Here is a 9,671-nt window from a genome sequence, read left to right as displayed (position 1 = left end):
GCTGCTGGTGGCAAGCGCAGCCGACAAGCCATGGGGTCATAACGCGCGATTCGGTACCTTCGTGAATAAGGCGGGTTGTATGGCTGGGCTTTAATGCAGGCGTGGCGGTATTCCGACATGGCGACGAGGAGCAGCGATGGACAGCGACGACAAGGCGGTGCCCAGGTATCCGAAGTTGCTGCATGACGAGTTGCCCGAGGAGCATGAAGACCCGCTGATTCGCAAGCTGCACTTCATTATTCGCTATGCCATCAAATTACTGGCGGTGCTGATGGTGCTGGTGATCATCTGGGGCGTCCTGGATGTGATCTATGTGCTCTACACCAAGTTTGTCTCCCCACCGCTTCTGCTGTTCGATGTCAGCGATATCTTCGTGATCTTCGGCGCCTTTATGGTGGTGCTGATCGCCGTGGAGATATTTATCAATATTCGCCTCTATCTGGGCACCAATGTCCTGCCGATTCGCCTGGTGATAGCGACGGCCCTGATGGCGATCGCCCGTAAGGTGATTATTCTCGATATCTCAACGATCTCTGCCGAAGAGATGCTGGCGATTGCCGCCATCGTGCTGGCGCTGGGGGTCACCCACTGGTTGGTGGGAAAGCAGGAGTAGGCGGTGGTGTGCTTACTGGTGGGGCATGGAACGCATCAGGGCCCGCCGAGGCGGGCCCTGATGTCGAACCCTGTGGGGTTCGAGAACTCGTCTGACCCTTAGGTCAGGCGAGTGCCTTGATGTTCGATGCCTGAAGGCCTTTCTGGCCCTGAGTTACGTCAAAAGAGACACTTTGACCTTCTTCCAGGGTTTTGAAGCCATCGGCTTGAATCTCGGAGAAATGGGCAAAAACATCGTCACCGCCATCGGCAGGAGCGATAAAGCCAAAACCCTTGGAATCGTTGAACCACTTGACTGTGCCAGTTGCCATAAAAAAATCCTTTCGCGCTGAGCGCTTCGCAATGAATCCTGGTGTTACCCAGAGGAGTAGCGGGTAGAACAAGGAATACAATTACAGGCTGCCGAAAGAATTCGAATGCTTCTGAAACCATGCTTACTTGCTAACCAACTGCGACCACGGTGTCATGCTTGCCAGCGTGGGTCAAAGGGTTTCGGTTTTTATTTTATCGATGACCTGGTGCGGCTAGGGTCAAGGCGTGCAGATCCCCCGGCATGGCGGCTTAGCTAGTGAAACCTTAACAGGCTATCGTTTGTCAGACGAAGGACATTACCCCGTGCCGGCTCCCGGCACGGGACCGGAGAGTCCGTAAGGAGTCGAGATGAGCCAAGAGAATGGATACGTTCCCCCGAAGGTGTGGACCTGGGAGAAGGCCAGCGGTGGCACCTTCGCCAGCATCAACCGGCCCATTGCCGGGCCGACCTACGAGCAGGCGCTGCCGGTGGGCAAGCACCCCTTCCAGCTCTACTCGATGGGCACGCCCAACGGGGTCAAGGTGACGGTGATGCTGGAGGAGTTGCTGGCGCTGGGCTATCAGGACGCCGAGTACGATGCCTGGCTGATCCGTATCGGCGACGGCGACCAGTTCGGCAGCGGCTTCGTCGAGATCAATCCCAACTCCAAGATCCCGGCGCTGGTCGACCATGGCCCGGCCGAGCCGATCCGCGTCTTCGAGTCCGGCGCCATCCTGCTCTACCTGGCCGAGCGCTTCGGTGAGTTCCTGCCGGGTAGCCTGGCGAAGCGCACCGAGACCCTGAACTGGCTATTCTGGCAGATGGGCAGTGCGCCCTTCCTGGGCGGTGGCTTCGGCCACTTCTACGCCTATGCGCCGGAGAAGATCGAGTATGCCATCGACCGCTACGCCATGGAGGTCAAGCGTCAGCTGGATGTGTTGGATCGGCGCCTGGCCGAGACGCCCTATCTGGCCGGCGACGATTACACCATCGCCGATATCGCCAACTGGGCCTGGTATGGCCAGTTGGTCCTGGGGCGGCAATACGATGCCGGCGAGTTCCTGCAGGTGCAGGAGTATGCCCATGTGCAGCGCTGGGCCAGGGCGATCGATGCCCGCCCGGCGGTGCGCCGCGGGCGCATGGTCAACCGCACCTTCGGTGACCCGGCCATGCAGCTTCACGAGCGTCACGACGCCAGCGACTTCGAGACTCGCACCGAGGACAAGCGCGAAAGCGTGGAGTAAGCGGTTTTCGTGGCCGAGAATGCATGATGCCCGCCAATCGGCGGGCATCATGCGTTGAGGCCGGTAGCAGCGATTCGCGGGCTAGTTGACTTGGGTGATCATCACCGGGGCCACGCCGCGGCGCAGCATGCCCAGTTCCCGGGCGGCGCGCTTGGAGAGGTCGATGATCCGGCCCTGGACGAAGGGGCCGCGGTCATTGATGGTGACTTCCACCTCCTGACCGGTGTCGCGGCGCGTCACCAGCACCTTGGTGCCGAAGGGCAGGCTGGGGTGGGCGGCGGTGAGGGCCTGTTGGTCGAAGGTGTCACCACTGGCGGTGGTGGCGCCCTGGAAGCGGTCGCTGTAGTAGGAGGCGACGCCGCGTTGGGGCTGGATTTCGTGGGCCTGGGCGGCGCCGATCGGGCCTAGCGTCAACAGCCCTATCAGGGCGGCAAGCAGCAGAAACTTGGGTCGATTTCCCATGGGATTACCTCAGGGGTCTCATGTCGCGGATATCGCATCATTCGAGGCGATGAGGGCCAGGGGGCTAGCGGATAGTAACCGGCTCCGCCGTGAGCGGCAAGCCTTTGCGAAGATGGGCGACGATGGGAGCAAAAGACCGCAAGATGCTAAATTAATCCGTTTTATGGCCGGGGATGCGACGGAAACGGCTAGCGCCAGGCGGGGAGGGGAGGAGTCGGAGCGTCAGGCTAGTGCGGATAGCCAAACCCCGGCGCGGGGCCGGGGCTTGGGGTCAGCGGCGAGGTTCTTCCTCGTAGAGTTCCGCCTTGGCGTCGCGCATCACTGCCTCGCAGGCGGCCTGGTGGGCCAGTTGGGTGAGCAGCCCCTGGGTCAGCTCGAAGCCCTTGCCCAGGCAGGTGTCCACTTCCTGCTGGCTCACCGCAGGGGCAACCTCGTAGTCGATCTTGAGGGTGCGGCCGCGTTTCTCGAGCCGGTCGGCAAATCGTCGCAGTGACCAGGCGAAACGTGTCTTCCAACTGGCTGATTCTTCCACGCCGTCGTTTACGCTAAAGGTGCATCGCCACTCAGGTTTGTAGACCTTCATGTCAACCTCCGGTATTGGCTTGGAAAGAATGATCGCTCGTCTGGGTATCTCCGCTGAAAATCACTTGCCGTTCCATCATACAGGCTAGCAGTCATAAGGGAAGCCTTGGGCTAGCGGCGAAGCGGGGGCTCACTCCGGACGCTGAGGCGGCTGCCCGCTGGAGCCGGCCAGGGCCGCCTGAAGCTCCTGCTCGAGGGGCGCGAGGCTATTTCGCAGCCAGTCGCGAAAGGCGGCCGCCCGGGGGCTCGCCAGTACCCCGGGCAGGCCGACCAGGTAGTAGGCGAACTCGGTGCGGCGCCAGGGGCGCAGCGGCTTCAGGGTGCCCTGGCGTAGGGTCTGCCGCGCCAGCGTGAAGCGCGTCAGGCAGAGCCCCAGGCCTTGGCGGCAGGCGGCCAGGGCCAGGCCGGCGTCGGAGACCCGCAGCCGGGCCAGGTCGCTAGTGGCGTGGAGCCCCTCGGCGTGCCACCAGGGGGACCAATGGCTCCAGGGCTCGGTGGCGGTGGCGCCGCCGTCCTCGATAAAGCGTTGCCGCCGCCAGTCGCCGGTGGCGGCTTCTGCCGGCCCCAGCGCGGTGATGGCATCGCCCAGCAGGTAGTCGGTCTGCAGGCCGGGGTAGTGGCCGCCGCCGAAGCGGATCGCCAGGTCGGCCTCGCCGCGGTGCAGGTCGACCAGGTGGTCGGCGCCCAGCAGGTCGAGGCGCAGCCCCGGATGACGCTGCAACAGGTCGCCGAGGCGTGGCAGCAGGCAGTGGCGAGTGAATGACTGGGGCGCCGAGACCCGCAGGGGGCCATCGATGGGCGGCCGGCCGAGTTCGGCGGTGGCCTGTTCGATCAGCGTGAAGGCCTCGGCGAGGCGTTCCCGGTAGCGTTCTCCGGCCCGGGTCAGGGTCACGCCCCGGGCGCGTCGCTCGAAGAGGCGAACGCCCAGCTCGGCCTCCAGCGCCTTGATGCGGTGGCTGACCGCGGCGGGAGTGACGTGCAGCTCCTCGGCGGCGGTGCGGAAGCTACCCAGGCGGGCCGCCGTCTCGAAGGCGTTGAGGGTGGCCAGGGGAAGGCGTCGAGGGGGCATGGGTTAGTCTCGCTAAGCCTAAGGGTAAGAAACCGTTCGTTGTCATTAAACCAGCTAACGCGAAAATGGGAACCTCCACTATCCATGACACGGGAGAGCCCCATGACCGAGAGTCTCTATCGCCTCGCCGCCTTCACCGAGGATCCCCGGGGTGGCAACCCGGCCGGGGTCTGGCTGGGCGAGACGCTGCCCCAGGCCGCCTCCATGCAGGAGATCGCCACCGAGGTGGGTTATTCCGAGACCGTTTTCCTGGCCCCCCTCGGGGAGGGGCGCTACCGGGTGCGTTATTACAGCCCCGCCAAGGAGATCGACTTCTGTGGCCATGCCAGCGTGGCCGCCGGGGTGGTGCTGGGGCGCCGGCATGGCCCGGGCACCTATCGGCTGGAGACCGCGGTGGGAGAGGTGCCTCTGGAGGTAAGCCAGCATGGCGATTCCTGGTGGGCCACCCTGGTCTCGGTGACGCCGCAACAGCGTCCGGCGCCGGCGGCCCTGGTCGCCGAGACCCTGGCCTGCCTGGGCTGGCGGGCCGAGGAGCTGGACCCCGCCCTGCCGCCGATGCTGGCCTATGCCGGGGTCTGGCACCTGGTGCTGGCGGCGGCCAGCCACGATCGCCTGGCACGGCTGGATTACGATTTCGAGGCGCTCAAGGCGCTGATGACCCGGGAGGGGCTGACCACCCTGCAGCTGGTCTGGCGCGATGCCGAGGGCGTCTTCCATTCGCGCAACCCCTTCCCGGTGGGCGGAGTGGTGGAGGACCCGGCCACCGGCGCCGCGGCGGCGGCCCTCGGCGGCTACCTGCGCGATGCCGGCCTGATGGCGGCGCCGGCGCGGTTGACGATCCTCCAGGGCGAGGCGATGGGGCAATCGAGCCGCCTGGAAGTCGTCCTGCCCGAGCGGGGCGGGATCCGGGTCAGTGGTACGGCGGTCTCGCTGGAGACTGACTAGTCCTTCTCCGCCAGCCAGGCCGCCAGTTGCTCGCGCAGCTCCCGGGCGGCGGGCTCGGCCTGGGCCAGGATCTCCTCTACCCGGTTGAAGTGCAGCAGCTGGATGCCTTGGGTGTCCGGCTGCAGGTAGAGGTCCGGCGCCTGGTGCGCCAGCATCTGGCGGGTGATCGAGCCCTGCATGATCTCGAAGGTCTTGAACAGCAGGTCGGTGAGGCCGATTTCCTCTCCCTCCACCGGGACCCGGTTGCCGGAGACATCCACGGCGATCACCCGGTCCACCTGGCCCTGCAGGAGGTCGAAGGGCAGGGGGTTGGAGGTGCCGCCATCGATCAGCAACTGATCGTCCCGGCGTACCGGCTTGAACAGCCCTGGCACCGCCATGCTGGCCTCGATGGCGGGAAACAGCTCGCCGCTGTCGAGCAGCACGCTCTTGCCGCTCCAGTAGTCGGTGGCCACCAGGATCAGCGGAATCTCCAGTTCGTCGAAGCGACGGGCCTCGATATGACCGGCCAGGAAGCGCAGGAAGCCGGCGGAATCGAACAGGCCGCCCTCGTTGAGGCCGAGCTGGATGAGGTCGGTTAGCCCCAGCTCGTCGCCGCCCGCCAGTTCGCTCAGGGCATCCAGGGGCGAGCCGCCGAAGTCGTCGAAGAGGTCATGGATCTCGTCGGCGCTGAGGCCGGCGGCGTAGAGGGTAGCGATCACCGCGCCGATGCTGGTGCCGGCGAGACGATCCGGCTTGATGCCCAGGGCATCGAACTCCTGGAGCATGGCGATATGGGCCAGGCCGGCGGCGCCACCGGAGCCCAGCGCCAGGCCGAGGGTGGGGACGCTTGGCTCGGCTTCCTCGGCCTGGGCCGGGGCAAGCAACAGGGCGCTGGTGATCAGCAGGGCGAAAAGGGACAGGCAGCGCATGGATCCTCCTTGATATCGACTCCGGCTTCGTGGCCATTCGGGCCACTTTAGCGGTATTTCGCCGCGTTTTCTGCTAGGCTGGGCGCCCTAAGGGCGCCAGGCGCGCTGCCGTTGCTGGTTCCCTCATCTTCTCTTCTTTCTCGCAGGATCCCCCTACCATGTCCGATGCCACCGCTCACGCCGGGGCCTTCTCCGCCTTGCCCCTGGCGCCGGAACTGCTGGCCAACCTGGATTCCCTGGGCTATCACGCCATGACGCCGATCCAGGCCGCCAGCCTGCCGGCGGCCCTGGCCGGCCGTGACCTGATCGCCCAGGCCAGGACCGGCTCCGGCAAGACCGCGGCCTTCGGCCTGGGGCTCCTGTCGCGGCTCGAGCGGGAGAGTTTCCGGGTCCAGGCCCTGGTGCTCTGTCCCACCCGGGAGCTGGCCGATCAGGTGGCCGGCGAGCTGCGTCGTCTGGCGCGCAGCCTGGCCAACGTCAAGGTGCTGACCCTGTGCGGCGGCGCGCCCTTCGGGCCCCAGCTGGCCTCCCTGGCCCATGGGGCGCATATCGTGGTGGGCACCCCGGGGCGGGTGGAGGAGCATCTGCGCAAGGGTAGCCTCGACCTGGGCGGGCTGACCGGCCTGGTGCTGGACGAGGCGGACCGCATGCTGGACATGGGCTTCCAGGCCAGCCTGGAGGCGATCGTCGCCGCCACCCCGGCCAGCCGCCAGACGCTGCTGTTCAGTGCCACCGGCCTGCAGGGGGCGGGGGCCGAGGCGATCCGCCCCATCGCCGCGGCCTTGCTGAATGACCCGCTCGAGGTGGCTCTGACCGAGACCCATGATGCGACCAGCATTCGTCAGCATTTCCACCGGATCGCCGACGAGGCGGCTCGCCTGCCGGCCCTGTGCGACCTGTTGCGTTATCACCGCCCGGAGTCCAGCGTGGTGTTCTGCAACACCAAGCGCGAGACCCAGGAGCTGGCCGAGGCCCTGAACCGCGAGGGCTTCAGCGCCCTGGCCCTGCATGGCGACCTGGAGCAGCGTGACCGGGACCGCCTGCTGGTGCTGTTCGCCAACAAGAGCGCCTCGATCCTGGTGGCCACCGATGTGGCGGCCCGGGGTCTGGACATCGAGGCCCTGGATGCGGTCTTCAACTACCAACTGGCCCGGGACCTGGCGGTGCATGTGCACCGGGTGGGGCGTACCGGCCGGGCCGGCGGCTCCGGGGTGGCCTGTACCCTGGTGGCTGAGGCGGAGGCCTACCGCCTGGAGCGCCTCGCCGACTTCCTCGGCGAGTCCCTCGACACCGAGCCGCTGCCCCGTCCCCGCGACACCGCTCCCCTGGTGCCGCCCATGGCCACCCTGCAGTTGGGCAGCGGCAAGAAGCAGAAGCTGCGCCCCGGCGATATCCTCGGCGCCCTCACCGGCGAGGACGGTATCGCCGGCGACCAGGTGGGCAAGATCAAGGTCATGCCGAACAGTGCCTATGTGGCGGTGCGCCGCGAGGTGGCCAAGGCGGCCCTGGCCAAGCTCGAGGGGGACAAACTCAAGGGGCGCAGCGTTCGCGTGCGCCGTGTCAGTCGCTGATCCGATCGAACAGGTGCCATGAAAGTCCCCAAACGCTTACAACCCCTGCTGGAGGACGGCCTGATCGACTCGGTCGAGAGCCAGCTGATGAGTGGCAAGGAAGCCCAGGTCTATGTGGTGCGCGCCGGTGGCGAGCTGCGTTGTGCCAAGGTCTTCAAGGAGGCCAAGCAGCGCAGCTTCAAGCAGGCGGTCCAGTACCAGGAGGGCCGCAAGGACCGCAACAGCCGGCGTAGCCGGGCCATGGCCAAGAAGACCCGCTATGGGCAGAAGGCGCAGGAACAGGCCTGGTTGAATGCCGAGGTGGATGCCCTCTATCGCCTGGCTGAGGCTGGCGTGCGGGTGCCCAAGCCCCATGGCTTCGTCGATGGGGTGCTGCTGATGGAGCGCATCGCCGACGCCGAGGGGCGGGTGGCGCCGCGCTTGGATGACGTGGTGCTCGAGCCCGATCAGGCCCGCGACTACCACGCCCGGGTGATGCGCGAAGTGGTGCGCATGCTGTGTGCCGGCCTGGTGCACGGTGATCTCTCCGAGTTCAACGTGCTGCTCGACGCCGAGGGGCCGGTGATCATCGACCTGCCCCAGGCGGTGGACGCGGCGGGCAACAACAGCGCCGGCATGCTGCTGCGCCGTGACGTGGATACCATGCGCGCCTACTTCGGGCGCTTCGCCCCGGAGCTGCTGGCGAGCGACTATGGCCGCGAGATCTGGGCCCTCTATGAGGCCGGTGAGCTGCATCCCGACTCGCCCCTGAGCGGCACCTTCGAGGAATCGTCCCAGGCGGTCGACGTCGACGAACTGCTGGCGGTGATCGACGACGCCCGGGAAGAGGAGGCCGAGCGGCTGGCGGCCCTGGTCGACCGGGACGCCGACGACGCCTGAGTCCGTGGGGCGGCGCCCGTATGCTAGGCTTGCCTATCCCACCCGAGATACGGAGCCCGGGCCATGCCCATCGTGACCATTCAGCAGTTCCCCCGCCCCCTCGAGCAGAAGCGCGAGCTGGCCCGTCGCATCACCCAGGCCTTCGCCGAGGTCTATGGCGCCGAGGAGGCCTCGGTGCAGGTATTCTTCAGCGAGGTGGATGGCGAGGACTGGGCCAAGGGCGGCGTGATGGGCTGCGACCCCAAGCCGGAGTGACGGGGCGGCCCCATGTTGCGCCTCGCCGTCCTCCTGCTGGTCGCCTATGGCCTGGTGGTGGCGCTGGCCTGGGCCTTCCAGGAGCGCTTGCTCTATCTGCCCCACCTGGGGCGCGAACCCATCGCCACCCCCGCCGACCGGGGGCTATCTTTCGAGGCCGTCACCCTGACCACCGAGGATGACCTGGCCCTGGACGCCTGGTGGCTACCGGCCGAGGCGCCGCGGGGCACCCTGCTGTTCTTCCACGGCAATGCCGGCAATATCTCCCACCGGTTGGCCTCCCTGGTGCAGTTCCATCGCCTGGGCCTCTCGGTGCTGATCCTCGATTACCGGGGCTACGGCAGGAGCGAAGGCACTCCCTCGGAGGCGGGCACGGCGCGGGATGCCCGCGCCGCCTGGCAGTGGCTGATGGCTCGGGACGAGGCGCCCGGAGAGGTGGTGCTGTTCGGGCGTTCCCTGGGCGCGGCGGTGGCCACCGAGCTGGGGGCGGCGCTGAGCGCGGCGGGCACGCCGCCGGGAGCGGTGATCCTGGAGTCGCCGTTTCGTTCGGTGCCGGCCCTGGGGCAGCGCCTCTACCCCTTCCTGCCGGTGCGCTGGCTGGCGCGCCTGGAGTATGAGGTGGAGGGACGGGTGGCCGAAATCGCCGCGCCGCTGCTGGTGATCCATAGCCGCGACGACGAGATCATCCCCTTCGCCGAGGGCCAGGCGGTGCATGCCGCCGCTGGCGAGCCCAAGGCGCTGCTGGTGATCGGCGGCGGCCACAACACCGGCTTTCTCGACAGCGAGCCGGAGTACTCGGCGGGGATCGACGCCTTCCTCGACAGCGCCGGCCTGCCCCGGCCCTGAGAC

General features: G+C 66.9%; 12 protein-coding genes. 7 read left to right on the top strand and 5 right to left on the bottom strand.

Annotation, left to right across the window (positions count from 1 at the left end; all coding sequences use genetic code 11):
* Positions 1–136 precede the first annotated feature (136 nt).
* A complete protein-coding gene (locus tag IHD13_RS04540; RefSeq protein ID WP_195859845.1) occupies positions 137–613 on the top strand; it encodes a phosphate-starvation-inducible PsiE family protein in 477 nt (158 codons plus the stop codon).
* Positions 614–716: 103 nt separating this feature from the next.
* Here IHD13_RS04540 and IHD13_RS04535 read toward each other — a convergent pair whose 3' ends face one another.
* On the bottom strand, positions 717–923 hold the full coding sequence (locus IHD13_RS04535; RefSeq protein ID WP_195859844.1) for a cold-shock protein: 207 nt from the start codon (positions 921–923) through the stop codon (positions 717–719).
* Between the two features lie 349 nt (positions 924–1,272).
* Here IHD13_RS04535 and yghU point away from each other — a divergent pair, with 349 nt between their 5' ends.
* Positions 1,273–2,148: a glutathione-dependent disulfide-bond oxidoreductase gene (gene yghU / locus IHD13_RS04530; protein ID WP_195859843.1), complete on the top strand. Its 876-nt coding sequence runs from the start codon at positions 1,273–1,275 to the stop codon at positions 2,146–2,148.
* Between the two features lie 81 nt (positions 2,149–2,229).
* Here yghU and IHD13_RS04525 read toward each other — a convergent pair whose 3' ends face one another.
* From IHD13_RS04525 to IHD13_RS04515, 3 genes are all read right to left on the bottom strand, one after another.
* Positions 2,230–2,610 (bottom strand): septal ring lytic transglycosylase RlpA family protein, encoded by a 381-nt coding sequence (locus IHD13_RS04525; protein ID WP_195859842.1) that lies wholly within the window; start codon positions 2,608–2,610, stop codon positions 2,230–2,232.
* A gap of 271 nt (positions 2,611–2,881) precedes the next feature.
* Positions 2,882–3,193, bottom strand: coding sequence for a hypothetical protein (locus IHD13_RS04520; RefSeq protein WP_195859841.1), 312 nt, complete (start codon positions 3,191–3,193; stop codon positions 2,882–2,884).
* A 129-nt stretch (positions 3,194–3,322) separates the two neighbouring features.
* Positions 3,323–4,261: a LysR substrate-binding domain-containing protein gene (locus IHD13_RS04515; RefSeq protein ID WP_195859840.1), complete on the bottom strand. Its 939-nt coding sequence runs from the start codon at positions 4,259–4,261 to the stop codon at positions 3,323–3,325.
* 102 nt (positions 4,262–4,363) lie between these two features.
* Here IHD13_RS04515 and IHD13_RS04510 point away from each other — a divergent pair, with 102 nt between their 5' ends.
* A complete protein-coding gene (locus IHD13_RS04510; RefSeq protein ID WP_195859839.1) occupies positions 4,364–5,206 on the top strand; it encodes a PhzF family phenazine biosynthesis protein in 843 nt (280 codons plus the stop codon).
* On the opposite strand, the gene IHD13_RS04505 is transcribed toward IHD13_RS04510, so the two are convergent.
* Positions 5,203–6,117, bottom strand: a complete 915-nt coding sequence (locus tag IHD13_RS04505; protein ID WP_195859838.1) for a patatin-like phospholipase family protein — start codon at positions 6,115–6,117, stop codon at positions 5,203–5,205. The genes IHD13_RS04510 and IHD13_RS04505 overlap by 4 nt on opposite strands.
* A 158-nt stretch (positions 6,118–6,275) precedes the next feature.
* Here IHD13_RS04505 and dbpA point away from each other — a divergent pair, with 158 nt between their 5' ends.
* The 4 genes from dbpA to IHD13_RS04485 all read left to right on the top strand — a co-directional run bounded on the left by dbpA (position 6,276) and on the right by IHD13_RS04485 (position 9,668).
* Entirely contained in the window at positions 6,276–7,688 is a 1,413-nt protein-coding gene (dbpA, locus tag IHD13_RS04500) for an ATP-dependent RNA helicase DbpA (protein ID WP_195859837.1), read from the top strand.
* Positions 7,689–7,706: 18 nt separating this feature from the next.
* The gene (locus IHD13_RS04495) at positions 7,707–8,567 is read left to right on the top strand and encodes a PA4780 family RIO1-like protein kinase (RefSeq protein ID WP_195859836.1); all 861 of its coding nucleotides are present in this window, start codon (positions 7,707–7,709) and stop codon (positions 8,565–8,567) included.
* Between the two features lie 63 nt (positions 8,568–8,630).
* Entirely contained in the window at positions 8,631–8,822 is a 192-nt protein-coding gene (locus IHD13_RS04490; protein WP_195859835.1) for a tautomerase family protein, read from the top strand.
* A gap of 12 nt (positions 8,823–8,834) precedes the next feature.
* On the top strand, positions 8,835–9,668 hold the full coding sequence (locus tag IHD13_RS04485; RefSeq protein ID WP_195859834.1) for an alpha/beta hydrolase: 834 nt from the start codon (positions 8,835–8,837) through the stop codon (positions 9,666–9,668).
* Positions 9,669–9,671: the final 3 nt, after the last annotated feature.

The organism is Halomonas sp. 328 (assembly GCF_015645095.1).
Taxonomy (GTDB): domain Bacteria; phylum Pseudomonadota; class Gammaproteobacteria; order Pseudomonadales; family Halomonadaceae; genus Bisbaumannia.
Note: the sequence above shows the minus strand (reverse complement) of the source record. Positions and strands in the feature narration are given on the sequence as shown.

Bases quoted from the DNA above. Each gene is read 5' to 3' on its own strand.
- IHD13_RS04495 (WP_195859836.1), top strand. From the start codon at position 7,707: ATGAAAGTCCCCAAACGCTTACAACCCCTGCTGGAGGACGGCCTGATC.
- IHD13_RS04540 (WP_195859845.1), top strand. From the start codon at position 137: ATGGACAGCGACGACAAGGCGGTGCCCAGGTATCCGAAGTTGCTGCAT.
- IHD13_RS04505 (WP_195859838.1), bottom strand. From the start codon at position 6,117: ATGCGCTGCCTGTCCCTTTTCGCCCTGCTGATCACCAGCGCCCTGTTG.
- IHD13_RS04490 (WP_195859835.1), top strand. From the start codon at position 8,631: ATGCCCATCGTGACCATTCAGCAGTTCCCCCGCCCCCTCGAGCAGAAG.
- dbpA (WP_195859837.1), top strand. From the start codon at position 6,276: ATGTCCGATGCCACCGCTCACGCCGGGGCCTTCTCCGCCTTGCCCCTG.
- IHD13_RS04535 (WP_195859844.1), bottom strand. From the start codon at position 923: ATGGCAACTGGCACAGTCAAGTGGTTCAACGATTCCAAGGGTTTTGGC.
- IHD13_RS04520 (WP_195859841.1), bottom strand. From the start codon at position 3,193: ATGAAGGTCTACAAACCTGAGTGGCGATGCACCTTTAGCGTAAACGAC.
- IHD13_RS04525 (WP_195859842.1), bottom strand. From the start codon at position 2,610: ATGGGAAATCGACCCAAGTTTCTGCTGCTTGCCGCCCTGATAGGGCTG.
- yghU (WP_195859843.1), top strand. From the start codon at position 1,273: ATGAGCCAAGAGAATGGATACGTTCCCCCGAAGGTGTGGACCTGGGAG.
- IHD13_RS04515 (WP_195859840.1), bottom strand. From the start codon at position 4,261: ATGCCCCCTCGACGCCTTCCCCTGGCCACCCTCAACGCCTTCGAGACG.
- IHD13_RS04510 (WP_195859839.1), top strand. From the start codon at position 4,364: ATGACCGAGAGTCTCTATCGCCTCGCCGCCTTCACCGAGGATCCCCGG.
- IHD13_RS04485 (WP_195859834.1), top strand. From the start codon at position 8,835: ATGTTGCGCCTCGCCGTCCTCCTGCTGGTCGCCTATGGCCTGGTGGTG.